Here is a 14,036-nt window from a genome sequence, read left to right as displayed (position 1 = left end):
AAGGAAAGGAGAAAGAATGGGCAATTATTTATTGATTTCAGATGCGGCAAAGGAAGTGAAGGTGGAGAGCCATGTGCTGCGCTACTGGGAGGAGGAACTTCATCTGCCCATCAAGCGCAATGAGCTGGGCCACCGTTACTACACGGAAGAGGATGTGGAGCGTTTTAAGCAGATAAAAGGAATGAAAGAGAGGGGACTGCAGTTGAAAGCAATCAAGATGATATTGAAAGACGGAAAATTGGATGTGCTGCCTCCCGATTCGGTGCAGGAGAGCGCGGCGGAAGACCAGATAAGGGAAGAGGCGGATTATCGGACAGATATGGCAGAGAGGACAGGCGGGCTTGCCATAGACATCGTTCCCAATAAGAGCAGGGAGCCGGAAGCCATGCAGGAATCCAGGGAGGATAAATCCAGGAGGCTCCAATGGCTGCTGCAGCAGCTGATACGCCAGACTCTGCAGGAGAATAACAAAGATCTGACCCGCGAGATCCGGGAGAGTGTGGTGAAAGAGCTGGACTATCAGTTCCGCATGCAGGAGGAGCGGGAGGAAGCCAGGGACAGGATGCTGGCAGAGCGGGACGAGGAGCATTTTAAAAAAATGGACGAGCTTCTGCGCAAGAAGAGCCGCACCAGGAAAGCGAAGCCGGAGAAAGATTCGGATAAAAAGAATCAGGAAAAGCCGGAGAATGAACAGCCTGGGACGGAGGGGAAAAAGAAGAGGCGCTTCCTGTTGTAGGAAGCGCCCCGGATAAATGATTGTTACTGTGTGATAGCGCCGGTAGGGCAAGCGCCTGCGCATGCACCGCACTCGATGCACTTTTCGGGATCGATTTCAAACTTGCCGTCTCCCATGCTGATAGCGCCTACAGGGCACTGTGCCTCGCATGCACCGCAAGCTACACAAGTATCGCCGATTACATATGCCATTGCAGTATCCTCCTTTATGATCGTCTTTTTTTGATTCCGTCAATGATTGCTTTCTTTTTGTCCAGCAGTTTATCCTTATCCATGGCAGGGACACCCCTCAGCTTGTATTCCATCCCCAGGCTCTCGTATTTCTTCTCGCCCATGGTATGGTACGGAAGCACATCCAAAGCTTTCAGATTGTCGAACTGGCCGATGAAGTATCCTAAATCGAACAGATACTTTTCGTCATCTGTGATGCCGGGCACTACCACATGGCGTATCCACATGTCCACATGCTTCTCGTTGAGATAGGCTGCGAACTTCAGGATGTTCTCATTGGGCTGCATGGTAAGCTCCCGATGTTTCTCGGGGTCGATATGTTTGATGTCCAGCATGACCAGGTCTGTCAGCGTCATCAGTTTGTCCAGCTTCTGCAATAACGGTTCGTTGTCCGGATTGAAAGCTATGCCGGAACTGTCGATACAGGTATGGATGTCTCTCTCTTTGGCCAGCGTGAACAGGTCAATCATGAAATCCACCTGCATCAGCGGCTCGCCGCCGGTGACAGTCAGGCCTCCGCCGTTTGCATAGAATGCTTCGTTCTTCTCATATTGCTCGATGATGTAGGAAGGCTCCATGAGCGTGCCGCCGCTCAAATCCCATGTATCGGGATTGTGGCAATAGGCGCAGCGCATGGGACAGCCCTGCACGAATACCACAAAACGTGTGCCGGGACCGTCAACCGTTCCAAAGCTCTCTAATGAATGAATTCTGCCTTGCATAAGATTACCGCTCTTTCTAATGTCCATGAAACCCCGGAGAGATTTCTCTCCCCGGGGTTAAGCCCATCTTGTTACCTGATGCCAAACGGATTAAATGGCCTCATGGAAAGTACGGGAAATGACGTCAGCCTGCTGCTCGGGAGTGAGCTTGATGAAGTTAACGGCATATCCGGACACGCGGATGGTCAGCTGAGGATAGTTCTCGGGATGCTTCTGAGCGTCCAGGAGCATATCTCTGTTCAGCACGTTTACGTTGAGGTGATGGCCGCCCTTTGTAGCATAGCCGTCAAGTAAGTTAACGAGGTTGTCAACCTGTGCATTGTTTGTAGCCATAATATTTTCCTCCTTATATATTTACATTATATGAGATTTTGTGGTACAGATGCAGGAATGTATCTGTACCATATTCACTTTATTGCATGAGAGGCAGGACTATTGATAATCGTCCAGCCCCTGCTCAAGGGTGGGTACGCTGCAGGCCAACGGTGTCCTGGAACAATCCGTGCAGCCCATCGTCTGAACGCTCTTTGACTCTTCAACCTGCTGGTCGTAGTCCACGTTCACATGTCCCACACCTCCGGCCATGCCGGAATCCAGCATATTTACGAGGTCATCAATCATTTTGTTCTCGTCCATAGTACCTCCTATATTTCTGAAGCGATTTCGTCACTTTACTTCAAGTCCAACTCGATGTCGCCAGAGAACACTTTGTCTTCCTTGCCCAGAGCGCCGGGAACGATGGTGAAAGTATTGGAGATACCATCCTGTGCATCGTTGAAAGGAAGCTTGGATACGGAAGCCAGGGACGCTACTGCACCGTGGGTATCGCGGCCGTGCATCGGGTTGGCGCCAGGAGCGAAAGGCTGTCCCTTTCTGCGTCCATCGGGAGTATTACCGGTAGCTTTACCATAGGTAACGTTAGAGGTAATGGTCAGGATGGAGGTGGTAGGGATACCGTTCCTGTAGGTGTGGTGTCTTCTGATGGCGGTCATGAAAGTGTGGACTACCATCTGTGCGATTTCGTCTACACGGTCATCGTCGTTGCCATATTTCGGGAAGTCGCCCGTGGTCTTGAAATCGACGATGACGCCGTCTTCGTCACGGACTACTTCTACTTTGGCGTACTTGATAGCGGACAGGGAGTCAGCCACGATGGACAGACCAGCCACGCCGGTTGCGAAGTAACGCTTCACATCTCTGTCATGCAGAGCCATCTCAGCTCTCTCATAGCAGTACTTGTCATGCATATAATGGATGATGTTCAGGGTATTTACATATACGTCTGCCTGCCACTCGAGCATATCCACGAACTTGCTCCATACATCATTGTACTCGAGCACATCTCCCTCTACAGGGCGATACTTGGGACCTACCTGCTTCTTGGTGACTTCGTCAACACCGCCGTTCAAAGCGTACAGCAGGCACTTAGCCACGTTAGCGCGGGCGCCGAAGAACTGCATCTCCTTGCCGATTACCATGGAGGATACGCAGCATGCGATACCGTAGTCATCGCCGTGATCGATTCTCATCAGGTCATCGTTCTCGTACTGGATGGAAGAAGTCTGGATGGACATCTTCGCGCAGTATCTCTTCCAGTTTGCCGGAAGCCTTGTGGACCACAGAACGGTCAGGTTCGGCTCGGGAGAAGGTCCAAGGTTGGTCAGGGTATTCAGATAACGGAAGCTCATCTTGGTAACCATGGGTCTGCCGTCTACGCCTACGCCGCCCAGAGACTCGGTCACCCATACGGGATCGCCTGCGAAAATCTGGTTGTACTCAGGAGTACGTGCGAACTTGATGCAGCGCAGCTTCATGATGAAGTGGTCAACGAACTCCTGAATCTGCTCCTCGGTGAAAGTGCCGTTCTTCAGGTCTCTCTCCGCATAGCAGTCAAGGAAAGTGGAAGTACGGCCCAGGGACATGGCGGCACCGTTCTGTTCCTTTACAGAGCAGAGATATCCGAAGTATGTGGCCTGGATGGCTTCCTGTACGTTGGCAGCGGGTCTGGAGATATCGCAGCCGTAGGAAGCAGCCATCTCTTTCATCATCTTCAGGGCAGTTATCTGCTCGGAAATCTCCTCGCGCAGACGAATGATGTCATCGGTCATCACGCGGCCTGTGGAATCCTTCTGCTCCTGCTTGTCCTCGATCAGTCTGTCGATACCGTACAGAGCTACGCGTCTGTAGTCGCCGATGATACGTCCGCGGCCATAAGCATCGGGAAGACCTGTGATGATATGGGAGGAACGGCATGCTCTCATCTCCTGATTGTAAGCGTCGAAGCAGCCAGCGTTATGTGTCTTTCTGTGGGTGGAGAAGAACTCGGAAATCTCGGGATCCACCTCGTAGCCGTTGTCGGAGCAGGCTTTCTCTGCCATACGGATGCCGCCGTAAGGCTGCAGAGATCTCTTGAAAGGCTTGTCGGTCTGGAAGCCTACGATGGTCTCCTTGCTCTTGTCAAGGTATCCGGGGCCGTGGGAAGTGATGGTGGAGACTACCTTGGTATCCATATCCAGGACGCCGCCGGCTTCTCTTTCCTTCTTCTGCAGATCGAGCACCTGTGCCCACAGATCCTTGGTGTTCTGTGTGGGGCCGGCAAGGAATGCCTCATCGCCGTCATAGGGATGATAGTTCCTCTGGATGAAGTCGCGGACGTTGACTTCTTTGTCCCATTTGCCTGCCACAAAATCTGTCCATTCTGGTCTCATTTTGAAATAACCTCCTGTAAAATTTGAATTAGTTTAAAAGAGAAAATGTTACTTCTAATCCTTATGCTTATTATATGAAAAACAAGGGTGAGAGTCAAGGAGAGAATGTGTACTTTTTTCTGTACATACGCGGGTTTTGACCGAATTTTTCAAAAATTTGTAATAGAGCCGTGGTACACGGAAATTGATTCACAATTTCTGCCAGAATTATGAAATTTCTGCTTCAATGAATCAAGAATAGCTTGTCAGATTTTGCGGAATCATATAAAATGTATGATTATAGGGTTCACTAAGCGTTTTCTGTGTTATAGAAGCCCTGTAAAATACAATCACAGAGAGGAGAAGATCATGAGCAATATAACCAAGGAAATGACCATCGGCGAAATCCTGAGCACGAATCCCGATGTGGCACCCGTGCTGCTGGAGGCGGGAATGCACTGCCTGGGCTGCCCTTCCGCCCAGGGGGAATCCCTTGAGGAGGCCGCCATGGTGCACGGAATCGATATCGATGCCCTGATGAAAGCTATCGCTGAGCTGTAAAGACTCCCGGGAGTCCTTTCGGACGAAAAAAGGGGCGGCTGCGGAATCGCTTTCCCGGGCTGCCCCTCTTTTGCCGATATCTGCCGCCTTTTACCGCGGTACAAATCCAAGCGCGTGGATGGCGTCCTCCTGAATCAGCGCCTCATAGTGCTCTGCCAGAAATGCGCTGCTGGCAGGTACATAGCGCTGGGGTACGCCGTACTCCGATACGGTATTGCACGCTCTGTCGAAAGCCTCGACGCTCTCATCGCCCTGGGAGAGCAGCAGCAGATAGCCCTCGGGCTTCCTCCCGGAATGATCCTCCTTGTACAGGGAGCTTAAGCCCCGGTAGCTGCCCGCGATGATGGCGGACACTTCCATGACCTGCTGCAGGGAGGCCATACGGAAAATCCGCACATGATTCGTGCTGTCCGCCTCCGCCTGTCCGCCAGGCTGCCCCTCCGGCGTGTCGGTCCCCTGATCCGTCTGCATTCTGCGGAAGAGGTCCAGAATCTCGCCTGCCGCGTCCTCCGCGTACTGGGAATACATTTCTTCGCCCTCGTCCTCCTCGGTGACGGAGGGGGCGAATCTGGAAAAGCGGGTATCCAGCTCCTCGGGATCCTCCACCTTGGTGATGACCAATACGATGCACTCCGCGTTTAGCGGGATGGCTTCTATCATAAGGGGGATATCTTCGGCCTCAAAACCGAATTCGCAGTTCGCCTGCCTCATCATATCCCGGAACAAGGTCTTGGCCTTTTCTGTGCCATAAGCCAGTTCGCTGATTTTCAGTTCGCGGCTTGCCAAATCTTCTCTGGTCAGAGTGCAGCGAATCTGGTTCTCATTTACTTTTTCTATCTTCATGCGACAACCCTTTCCGTTCTGCCTAACTGAACTGTAAAATTATGAGTTACGTGATGTCATCATATACTTTCATCTTCTTTAAGTCAATAGGCAGATTCTGAGTTTAAAGTTTTTTAAGAATTCGTGTGTTTTCGCTTGCCAAAGCTGTACGACTATGGTATAGTAAAAGTGCGGATGCCCTCGGTACTCTGTACAGGGAAGGGGGCAGCAGTCTTGGCTTCAGGTTGATTAAACTGTTTTGGAACGGGTCGTTCCACTTCATCCTTTATTATTCTAGGTGTGTATATCACATTATATGACAGTAGAAAGAAACTGGCATAAATCTAAGGATGTCTTCCAGGCAAAAATCGGTGATACAAACTGCCTGATCATAAGTATGTCAACTAATTTTCACAATTATAATTCAATTTAAACAAAATCCGCAATGGAAATTTTTTCCGTTGCCGTACTGCTGAAGGCATCCGCTTTACTTTTATCTGACAGGCTTCCTGTATGGCGCAGCCACATTTTGATTCATCACATGATCTATGCTCCTTTTGGGCGGGAAGCCTGGGAACAAGGAGGAAGTCCGTTGTATGATGAGAAACTAGAAGTAGAGGATATGGAGACGGTAAGAGAGCATATGCGTGCGCGGCTGGAACAGATGAGGCGCAGCGGAGTGGCGCTCTTCGTGGACGGGCAGGAAGCCCTTCCGGACGAGGTGGTCTCCAAGGCGGTACAGGAGAACAGTCCCTATATGGCTGACTACGTGCTGGACGCTGCGGGGATCATCGAACAGATACGTTTCGACAGAGTGACGCGCAGGTAACCGGACGGCCGGGAGCGCCGTCTGCTGCTGCAGGCTGGGATTGCCTCTCATGCTGACAGCGGCGGCGCTCCCGCATATCGGCGGCACCAGGATTTGGATAATTGCTGAAATTATTACAAATTTGTTAATGACTTAGAATAGTAAATGTGGTATGATGTATGAGTCTGTTGGGAACGCCTCTATTCTAAAGAAAGGTCAGGACTGAGAATGAAAAAGAAAATGATACCGGTAATCGTGGCTCTGGTGCTGATTGTAATCGTCGCCCTCATAGGATTCGGAGGGAGAATCCTGGACAAGTATTCCTATAGCAAGGAGCTTGCGGATCTGAATGAATATTTCGGAGTGGCGGATGGGGAGCTTGCAATCATCCTCCAGGACGAGAAAGTGGAGCAGAAGGCTCTGCTGCGGGAGAATGCGGTATATTTTGACATAGATACCATGGAGCTGTATTTGAATGAAGGTTTTTATGTGGATATGGGCGAGCAGAAACTCCTCTATACTACGGCGAACGACACGGTGACCACTGCTTTTGGCGGAAGGGAATATTCTGACAAAGCAGGCAGCCATCCCACGGAATATGCCACATGTTTCCTGGAGGGAGAGCGGCTGTATGTGGCGGCGGAGTATGTGAAGATGTTCGCGAATTTTTCCTATGAGCTGTTGGACAGGCATATACAGCTGTACACCCAGTGGGGGGAAAAGCAGATGATGGAAGTCCTGAAAGACACGCAGATACGGACGCTGGGCGGCATCAAGAGCCCCATCCTGCGGGAGCTGGAGAAAGGGGAAAAGGTAGAACTGTTAAATGAGATGGAGACCTGGAGCGAGGTGAAGACCTCCGACTCTCTGATCGGCTATGTGGAGAACAAGCGTCTGGGCAACGGGATGACGGAGACGGAGCTGCCTGTGACGGACTATGTGCCGGCGGAGTACACTTCCCTGTCCCTGCCGGGCAAGGTGAATCTTGGCTTCCACGCCATCGGCGGCGAGGCTGGAAATGACACGCTGGAGGCCATGGTGGCGGAAGGGAAAGGCATGAATGTGATTGCGCCTACGTGGTTCAGCTTAAATGACAACGAGGGCAATTTCCGTTCCTACGCCAGCGGCGAATATGTACAGCAGGCCCATGGGTACGGGCTTCAGGTGTGGGGCGTTTGGGACAATTTTAATTTCAAGAACGAGACGGGCGCGGATATCAGTACCTACCAGGTGCTCTCCTCCACCACCAAGCGCCGGCAGCTGGCGCGGAGCATGGTGGATACTTCTCTGGGGCTGGGGCTGGACGGCATCAATCTCGATTATGAAGGGCTGCCCCAGGAGTGCGGGGAGCACTATGTACAGTTTCTCAAAGAACTTTCCGTGCTCTGCCGGGAGAACGGACTGATTCTGTCCGTGGACAGCTATGTGCCCTTTAACTTCAACAATTACTATAGACTGGACATTCAGGGACGAGTGGCCGACTATGTGATTATCATGGGATATGACGAGCACTGGCACGGCAGCGGCGATCCGGGCAGTGTGGCCAGCATAGATTACGTGTCCAACGGACTGGACAGGACGCTGAATGAGGAGCAGGTGCCGCCGGAGAAAGTGGTGAACGCGCTGCCTTTCTATACGATTCTGTGGCAGACGGAAGGGGCCAATGTGACGGACCAGTATATCACTTTGAACAATGTGGCGGACTATCTGCAGCGGGTGAACGTGGTGCCGGAGTGGGACGAGGCCACCTGTCAGAACTACGCACAGTGGCAGAGCGGGAACGTGACCTACCAGATTTGGGTGGAGGACGCTGAATCCATCTCGGTGAAGCTCAACGTGATGAAAGCCAAGAACATAGGAGGCGTGGCAGTGTGGCGGCTGGGCTATGGAACGGAGCAGGCTTGGGATTTGGTAAATGCTTATGCAAATTTTTGATTCTGCTGAATATAGATAGTAGAAAGAAATGCATAAGGACAGGAAATGAACCGATTTCAGTATAAGCTTTCTTCGATTGCCATGACATTGCTGCTGCTGGCCGCCATGCTGTATGTGGGGCGGGAGGCGGCTGCCTATGTGGCAGGCACCAGCGTGGAGGCGCAGGAGGAAAAGAGGTGCGTTGTCATTGACGCCGGGCATGGAGGGGACGATCCCGGCAAGGTGGGAATCAACGGAGCCAATGAAAAGGATGTGAATCTGCAGATTGCGGAGCTGGTGAAGCAGTATCTGGAGATGAATGACGTGGAGGTAGTGATGACCAGAGAGTCGGATGCCGGGCTGAACGACGCGGATGCCTCCAACAAAAAGGTCCAGGACATGAAGCGGCGGATCGCGCTGATAGAGGAGACGGCCCCGGCGCTGACTGTCAGCATCCACCAGAACAGCTATCCGGAGGAGTATGTGCATGGGGCGCAGGTATTTTACTACACGGGAAGCGTACAGGGGCAGAGGCTGGCGGAGAGTATTCAGAGTCAGCTGGTGGAAAATGTGGATTCGGAAAATAAGCGGCAGGTCAAGGCTAATGACAGTTATTATCTGCTGAAGAAGACAGGGGTGCCCATCGTCATCGTGGAGTGCGGCTTTCTTTCCAACAGCGCAGAGGCGGAAAAGCTCTGCACGCCGGAGTATCAGGATAGGGTGGCTTGGGCCATACATATGGGGATTCTGCAGTATCTGAGTGAAAATGAAAAATAGGCAGGAGAGCTCGTAAAGCATTCTGCGGAGAGCATTATTTAAGGATGCCTTTTTAGGACAGACTTGATCGGCAGCTGATTCCTCTCTCCGCAGAAAGACTTTTATAGTATTTTAGGCTGATGGATAACAATATGTATTTGTTTCCCTTTTACTTTGTTTTCATAGATATTGCGGAACAACCTGGGATTTTCAATTATCTTTTCCTTATCATAGAGAAAGAAATAGATATGTTCCGCATGGTAATGCACCATATCCGCTTCCAGTTCTTCTATCAGTTTCTTTTGCGGCATGCTGCCCCGAGTGCACTTTACTTCAATGACATGCTGAGAATCCAGAAAGATATCTGTCCGGACTGTGCCATAGCCTGTATCCTCGCTGACTTCAGCCCTTGCCAGCGGATAAATGGGTTTCAGATAGGCATACAGCAGATGTTGGACATCGTATTCATTCTGGATTTTCAGCCCTGACAGCTGTTCTGTTTGGATGCCGCCACGCCCGTGGGGCGGACGCTCCAGAAGAGCTTCCAGAAAAAGATAGTAATTTTCAAGTATGGTGAGCAGGCGTTCATCTGCAGGAGAACCAGTCATAATCTGTTCAAGATATGCAATGACCCGATTCCTTGCAGAATCCAGATTGCTCATTGTCTCTTTGTCAGAATATTCATTTACAACATAGTACGCCCGCTGCTCCAACTCCATCAGGCATTGCGGGTTGCTGTCCAGTGTTTTCAGAAAAGTCCTCAAACCAGCCAGTAAAGAGGAAAATTCTTGGCCATCTTTTACATCTTTCAGCCGTGTAACGGCATTCGGTATACTTGTTATGTAATTGTTCATACTATTAAACATGTTGTCAGCGTGCGCCTCCCCATCGCAGATAGAATAAGAACAGAGGATCCAGAATATAGAGGCTCCCTTCTTTCCAGTCAAGTACCTTAAAAATATCTTCCCGCCCATACAGCAATTCTTTCAGCTTTGCCAGGCTTTCCCGGAGCATCTGAGGGGACGGTTTTTTGCTGTCGTCTGCAAGCAGGCGGTAGATGCGCTCTTTCACATCCTCAAATTCCAACTTCATAATGGGAGGATTTTCTGCAATAGATTTTACAATCAACTCATAAATATCATGTTCCTCTCCATTGACAGTCCGGAATGTGTTCCGGCTTTTACCGCGCGTATTCGGCCCCTTTTGCATCAGAGACACCACATCTCCGTATTCAAAGTTTGCAGTGGTGTAGTGATAGGCGGTTTCCAGAATTTCCTGGCGGATCTGCCGGCTTTCCTCCCCGGACATTTCCAGCATGGTGCAGATGTTCAGACAGATATACTGCATCAGCTGAGGAGAGGAAAGGCTTTCTACGGCAATCTGCGCTGCAATGGAATCCTCAATGGAAATGTTCAGCTTTCCAAACCCCAGCTTCGCAATCTCCTTTAAATCGTCTACTTCCCATGGCTCCATGTTGATCAGGCTTAAGCGGCCGGAAAGGTCTGCATTCTGCCGAATTGCTTCGTCTGCCCTGTGAGGAAGGGAGACCACAATGGCTTTAAATCCCCTGCGGATGGCATCTTTGAGCTGCTGTGCAATCTGCATTCGTTTTCCTTCCGGGGCATAGTGGAAGTCGTCTATGACCAGAACCAGATCGTTTTCCTTGTAATATTCTATAATCTTATCCTTGGTCAGGGAGAAAGTTTCCTTTTTGGTATATTTGTCGCTGGTGCTGGGAATCTGCTTTTCGGATGCAAACTGGCCTTCATATGCAAGCCCGGCTTTGGCAGAGACCAGCTTCCAGAAGTCCGTATCCTCATCGAAGTCTGCTCCGGAAATCTCCACGATATGTTCGAATCCAATGACCTTTTCACATAAAATGGTCTTTCCCATTTTGGAAGGGCCTACCAGAGAAGTCAGGAAGCCGGATACCTTGATGGCCTGCATCAGCCGGAATTCATAGGGCAGGTCGGAAATGGCAGATTTTCGCGATATATAGGTGTATTCCGGAAATGCCCCGGGGCGGAAGACATCTTCTGCTCTGAGTCCCATATGCGTACCTCCTTATCCGTTTTATCCATTATACCACATTTTTAACCGAATTAAACCTTTTTATTGATTTTTAATCCGTTTAATTGATTCCCGAGGGCAATGAGCCAGGCGGATGCGCCGGCATCCATTTGGCGAATGCCGAGAGGGTCGCATACCAAAGTGCCCGCAGGACACTTTCAGCTTTGCAGCGCTGAAAGCTTGATGCCCCGTTGCTTGCAGCGGGGGTGTTGACTTATTCTGTAAACATTAAATGAAGCAAGTGCATTTTATTAGTAGATTACCCATTGTAATGTAAAGTCTGCCTATTAGGAGCTGAATCCGAATGCGGCTTTTTGTCCAACAGCGCCGAGGCAGAAAAGCTCTGTACGCCGGAATATCAGCAGCGGGTGGCCTGGGCCATACATATGGGGATTTTGCAGTACCTGAACAGTGAGGGGTGAACGGAATCAGGGATGGCAGGAGAGGGCTGGATTCTGCATAAAAAAGGCGCAGGGTAGCATATCTGCGCCTTTTTGTGCGGTTCGGTTCAATGAGCCGTTCTGTGTGGGACAGAAAACAGGTCAGAGCAGTGAGGCCCGAAGTTCTTCGCCGCTCTTTGCGCTCAGGTAGGCAGGGGCGATATCGAAAACGGTCTTGCAGCCATGGGCGCCCTCTTTGGACAGCCGGTATGCCGCTCTCGCGTAGGCGGCGATTACGCTGGCGGTAAATTCGGGATTGGAATCCAGCTTCAGGCTGTATTCGATCAGATGGCGGTTCTCCTGTCCCCAGCCGGTGGAGCCGCTGCGCAGCACGAAACCTCCGTGGGGGATGCGGCTGTGGTCGCGCTTTAGCTCATCCTCGCTGATGAAATGGACGGTGGTGTCATAGTCGGCAAAGTAGTTGGGCATGGTCTTGATTTCTTCTTCGATTTTCGCCAGATCCGCGTCCTCCCTGGGCACTACGAAACATTCCCTGGTGTGCTTCTGCCGGGTGGTCAGTTCCGGGTTCTCGCCGGCGCGCACTGCCTCGAGAGCGCTGTCCACGGGAATGGTGTACTGCTTTGCATCCTTTACGCCGTCAATCCTGCGGATGGCGTCGGAATGCCCCTGGCTGACGCCCCGGCCCCAGAAAGTATAGTCCTTTCCGTCGGGAAGAATGGCGTTGGCGTACATCCGGTTCAGGGAGAACATGCCGGGATCCCAGCCCACGGAGATGATAGCGGTCTTGCCGGCCTCCTTTGCCGCGGCATCCACATTGGCGAAATGTTCGGGAATCTTCGCGTGGGTGTCGAAGCTGTCCACTACGTTGAAAAGTTTCGCATACTCAGGTGTCTGCACCGGGAGGTCGGTGGCGCTGCCGCCGCAGAGGATCAGCACGTCCAGCCGATCCGTCCAGCGGGCCGCCTCCTCCACATGGCAGACCTGCGCGTCTTTCGTGAGAATCTTTACATCTGAGGGATTCCTCCTGGTAAACACTGCTTTCAGTTCCATATCCGGATTCTGGCGGACTGCGCACTCCGCGCCCCGTCCCAGATTGCCGTAGCCTAAAATACCGATTCTGATGCTCATAGCGTCTCCTTTCGCTTTCGCGCATGTTTATGCTGGCCATCCCCGCGATGTTCCTGTTATCGCTGTGGTGTCTCTGTTGCCGCCACAACGTTTCTGCCATCGCCGCGATGTCCCTGCTGTCGTTGCGACATCTCTGTTATCGCTGCGCTGCCCTTATTATAAACGCTCTGAGGATTTTGCGCAAGCGATTCTCTGCCCTCCGCATATGACAAGTGTGTCATATGCGATGCCGTTCGCCCGTGCGCATCGCAAGGCGCTTCCATGCATCTTGTGCGCGCCTGTCCCGGGGAAGCCGCGGGGCGGGTTCTGCGGGCTTTTGAGAGCGCCGCTTTCTCCATCCCCCGGGCATGGACAAGCGCCTCCCGCGCGGCTTTTCCGCGCTCTGCGGAAGAGAGAAGAAAACATCCCCGGGACTGTCAGAACCGGCTGTAGCAGAGATAAGCCCCTGCCTTCAGGATGAGAGCGACAGCCAGTATCGCGAAGGACACATAAAAGGCCGTCATGTCGAACAGGGAGGCGGTCAGGGTGATGAAGAGCAGGCACGCCAGGAGGATGTCCAGAACAAGGCCGCCGCTCTTGTCATGCAGATAGCGGTTTCGCTCGTCCGTCTCCTCCAGCATCTGCTCCTTTAGCAGAAGCCGGCTGCGCAAAAGCTTTTTGTTGTGGACGATTCTGGAGATGACATAAATCATGCCCCCGAAGAAGACGATACGGCTGAATCTGTCCGCCAGATCCGTCATGATTCTGGAATCCCCGCCGCCCATCTCGGCGATGGCCACCATATATGCCAGCATGGCGGTCAGGAGCAGATACAGGATGCGGATGCGCCGCTTTATCTGTGTCTCATAGTTCATGTCTTTACAATTTCGCATATTCTTCATCCTCCTTGCGTTTATTCTCTTCCAGACAGCACAGATCCTCCACGCTGGTGTGGAAAATCTGCGCTATCCGATAGGCCAGCATCAGAGAGGGCTTGTATTGCTCTTTTTCGATGGAGATGATGGTCCGGGCGGAGACATGGACCAGGTCGGCCAGCTGCTGCTGCGTCAGGCCGGACGCGCTGCGCAGTTCTTTGACTTTTGTTCTCATTTGCACATTCCTTTCTGTGCAGACAGCCGACAATGGCGGGAGCTGTCTGTGGGAAATGATGCGGGTGGCTGAATCAGGATATGAAGTCTGCTTCATGTGAAGCTTACTTCAT

Annotated in this window: 16 protein-coding genes and 1 pseudogene; 6 read left to right on the top strand and 11 right to left on the bottom strand. The window is 51.7% G+C overall.

Features of this window, described 5'->3' with window-relative positions; genetic code table 11:
* Positions 1–16 precede the first annotated feature (16 nt).
* Positions 17–736: a MerR family transcriptional regulator gene (locus NFS35_RS09040; RefSeq protein WP_251206806.1), complete on the top strand. Its 720-nt coding sequence runs from the start codon at positions 17–19 to the stop codon at positions 734–736.
* Between the two features lie 23 nt (positions 737–759).
* Here NFS35_RS09040 and NFS35_RS09035 read toward each other — a convergent pair whose 3' ends face one another.
* From NFS35_RS09035 to pflB, 5 genes are all read right to left on the bottom strand, one after another.
* Entirely contained in the window at positions 760–927 is a 168-nt protein-coding gene (locus NFS35_RS09035) for a DUF362 domain-containing protein (RefSeq protein WP_251206805.1), read from the bottom strand.
* A gap of 14 nt (positions 928–941) precedes the next feature.
* The gene (gene pflA / locus NFS35_RS09030; RefSeq protein WP_251206804.1) at positions 942–1,688 is read right to left on the bottom strand and encodes a pyruvate formate-lyase-activating protein; all 747 of its coding nucleotides are present in this window, start codon (positions 1,686–1,688) and stop codon (positions 942–944) included.
* Positions 1,689–1,778: 90 nt separating this feature from the next.
* Positions 1,779–2,021 carry an autonomous glycyl radical cofactor GrcA3 gene (gene grcA3, locus NFS35_RS09025; protein ID WP_251206803.1) on the bottom strand — a complete coding sequence of 81 codons (243 nt, stop codon included), beginning with the start codon at positions 2,019–2,021 and terminating at the stop codon, positions 1,779–1,781.
* Between the two features lie 99 nt (positions 2,022–2,120).
* A complete protein-coding gene (locus tag NFS35_RS09020) occupies positions 2,121–2,324 on the bottom strand; it encodes a hypothetical protein (RefSeq protein WP_251206802.1) in 204 nt (67 codons plus the stop codon).
* A 35-nt stretch (positions 2,325–2,359) separates the two neighbouring features.
* The gene (gene pflB / locus NFS35_RS09015; protein WP_251206801.1) at positions 2,360–4,396 is read right to left on the bottom strand and encodes a formate C-acetyltransferase; all 2,037 of its coding nucleotides are present in this window, start codon (positions 4,394–4,396) and stop codon (positions 2,360–2,362) included.
* A gap of 348 nt (positions 4,397–4,744) precedes the next feature.
* Between pflB and NFS35_RS09010 the strand changes: the two genes are divergently transcribed.
* Entirely contained in the window at positions 4,745–4,936 is a 192-nt protein-coding gene (locus NFS35_RS09010) for a DUF1858 domain-containing protein (protein ID WP_251206800.1), read from the top strand.
* Between the two features lie 90 nt (positions 4,937–5,026).
* Here the strand turns inward: NFS35_RS09010 and NFS35_RS09005 are convergent, their stop codons facing one another.
* Entirely contained in the window at positions 5,027–5,779 is a 753-nt protein-coding gene (locus NFS35_RS09005; RefSeq protein WP_251206799.1) for an adaptor protein MecA, read from the bottom strand.
* Positions 5,780–6,350: 571 nt separating this feature from the next.
* Here NFS35_RS09005 and NFS35_RS09000 point away from each other — a divergent pair.
* The 3 genes from NFS35_RS09000 to NFS35_RS08990 all read left to right on the top strand — a co-directional run bounded on the left by NFS35_RS09000 (position 6,351) and on the right by NFS35_RS08990 (position 9,257).
* The gene (locus NFS35_RS09000) at positions 6,351–6,587 is read left to right on the top strand and encodes a hypothetical protein (protein ID WP_251206798.1); all 237 of its coding nucleotides are present in this window, start codon (positions 6,351–6,353) and stop codon (positions 6,585–6,587) included.
* Between the two features lie 207 nt (positions 6,588–6,794).
* Positions 6,795–8,501, top strand: a complete 1,707-nt coding sequence (locus NFS35_RS08995) for a glycosyl hydrolase family 18 protein (protein WP_251206797.1) — start codon at positions 6,795–6,797, stop codon at positions 8,499–8,501.
* Positions 8,502–8,546: 45 nt separating this feature from the next.
* Entirely contained in the window at positions 8,547–9,257 is a 711-nt protein-coding gene (locus NFS35_RS08990; RefSeq protein WP_251206796.1) for an N-acetylmuramoyl-L-alanine amidase, read from the top strand.
* A gap of 101 nt (positions 9,258–9,358) precedes the next feature.
* Here NFS35_RS08990 and NFS35_RS08985 read toward each other — a convergent pair whose 3' ends face one another.
* Together NFS35_RS08985 and NFS35_RS08980 are read right to left on the bottom strand one after the other, a co-directional pair.
* Positions 9,359–10,102 carry a PD-(D/E)XK nuclease domain-containing protein gene (locus NFS35_RS08985; protein WP_251206795.1) on the bottom strand — a complete coding sequence of 248 codons (744 nt, stop codon included), beginning with the start codon at positions 10,100–10,102 and terminating at the stop codon, positions 9,359–9,361.
* Between the two features lie 4 nt (positions 10,103–10,106).
* Positions 10,107–11,288, bottom strand: a complete 1,182-nt coding sequence (locus NFS35_RS08980; RefSeq protein WP_251206794.1) for an ATP-binding protein — start codon at positions 11,286–11,288, stop codon at positions 10,107–10,109.
* 320 nt (positions 11,289–11,608) lie between these two features.
* On the opposite strand from NFS35_RS08980, the pseudogene NFS35_RS29640 reads away from it, so the two are divergent.
* Positions 11,609–11,728, top strand: a pseudogene (locus NFS35_RS29640) (N-acetylmuramoyl-L-alanine amidase); the annotation flags it as partial.
* Positions 11,729–11,848: 120 nt separating this feature from the next.
* On the opposite strand, the gene NFS35_RS08970 reads toward NFS35_RS29640, so the two are convergent.
* The 3 genes from NFS35_RS08970 to NFS35_RS08960 all read right to left on the bottom strand — a co-directional run bounded on the left by NFS35_RS08970 (position 11,849) and on the right by NFS35_RS08960 (position 13,924).
* Positions 11,849–12,835 carry a diaminopimelate dehydrogenase gene (locus tag NFS35_RS08970; protein ID WP_251206793.1) on the bottom strand — a complete coding sequence of 329 codons (987 nt, stop codon included), beginning with the start codon at positions 12,833–12,835 and terminating at the stop codon, positions 11,849–11,851.
* Between the two features lie 416 nt (positions 12,836–13,251).
* Positions 13,252–13,707, bottom strand: a complete 456-nt coding sequence (locus tag NFS35_RS08965; RefSeq protein WP_251206792.1) for a hypothetical protein — start codon at positions 13,705–13,707, stop codon at positions 13,252–13,254.
* On the bottom strand, positions 13,694–13,924 hold the full coding sequence (locus tag NFS35_RS08960) for a helix-turn-helix transcriptional regulator (RefSeq protein WP_251206791.1): 231 nt from the start codon (positions 13,922–13,924) through the stop codon (positions 13,694–13,696). The genes NFS35_RS08965 and NFS35_RS08960 overlap by 14 nt, the downstream gene beginning before the upstream one ends.
* Positions 13,925–14,036: the final 112 nt, after the last annotated feature.

Origin of the sequence: Acetatifactor aquisgranensis (assembly GCF_943193215.1) — a bacterium.
Classification (GTDB): Bacteria; Bacillota; Clostridia; order Lachnospirales; family Lachnospiraceae; genus Acetatifactor; species Acetatifactor aquisgranensis.
The sequence above is the reverse complement of the archived record's forward strand: the minus strand, read 5'-3'. Positions and strand labels throughout refer to the sequence as shown.

Excerpts from the sequence above, each read along its gene's own strand:
- NFS35_RS09040 (WP_251206806.1), top strand. The coding sequence starts at position 17 with ATGGGCAATTATTTATTGATTTCAGATGCGGCAAAGGAAGTGAAGGTG.
- NFS35_RS08980 (WP_251206794.1), bottom strand. The coding sequence starts at position 11,288 with ATGGGACTCAGAGCAGAAGATGTCTTCCGCCCCGGGGCATTTCCGGAA.
- pflB (WP_251206801.1), bottom strand. The coding sequence starts at position 4,396 with ATGAGACCAGAATGGACAGATTTTGTGGCAGGCAAATGGGACAAAGAA.
- NFS35_RS09035 (WP_251206805.1), bottom strand. The coding sequence starts at position 927 with ATGGCATATGTAATCGGCGATACTTGTGTAGCTTGCGGTGCATGCGAG.
- NFS35_RS08985 (WP_251206795.1), bottom strand. The coding sequence starts at position 10,102 with ATGTTTAATAGTATGAACAATTACATAACAAGTATACCGAATGCCGTT.
- grcA3 (WP_251206803.1), bottom strand. The coding sequence starts at position 2,021 with ATGGCTACAAACAATGCACAGGTTGACAACCTCGTTAACTTACTTGAC.
- pflA (WP_251206804.1), bottom strand. The coding sequence starts at position 1,688 with ATGCAAGGCAGAATTCATTCATTAGAGAGCTTTGGAACGGTTGACGGT.
- NFS35_RS09020 (WP_251206802.1), bottom strand. The coding sequence starts at position 2,324 with ATGGACGAGAACAAAATGATTGATGACCTCGTAAATATGCTGGATTCC.
- NFS35_RS08990 (WP_251206796.1), top strand. The coding sequence starts at position 8,547 with ATGAACCGATTTCAGTATAAGCTTTCTTCGATTGCCATGACATTGCTG.
- NFS35_RS09005 (WP_251206799.1), bottom strand. The coding sequence starts at position 5,779 with ATGAAGATAGAAAAAGTAAATGAGAACCAGATTCGCTGCACTCTGACC.
- NFS35_RS08970 (WP_251206793.1), bottom strand. The coding sequence starts at position 12,835 with ATGAGCATCAGAATCGGTATTTTAGGCTACGGCAATCTGGGACGGGGC.
- NFS35_RS09010 (WP_251206800.1), top strand. The coding sequence starts at position 4,745 with ATGAGCAATATAACCAAGGAAATGACCATCGGCGAAATCCTGAGCACG.
- NFS35_RS08995 (WP_251206797.1), top strand. The coding sequence starts at position 6,795 with ATGAAAAAGAAAATGATACCGGTAATCGTGGCTCTGGTGCTGATTGTA.
- NFS35_RS08965 (WP_251206792.1), bottom strand. The coding sequence starts at position 13,707 with ATGCGAAATTGTAAAGACATGAACTATGAGACACAGATAAAGCGGCGC.
- NFS35_RS08960 (WP_251206791.1), bottom strand. The coding sequence starts at position 13,924 with ATGAGAACAAAAGTCAAAGAACTGCGCAGCGCGTCCGGCCTGACGCAG.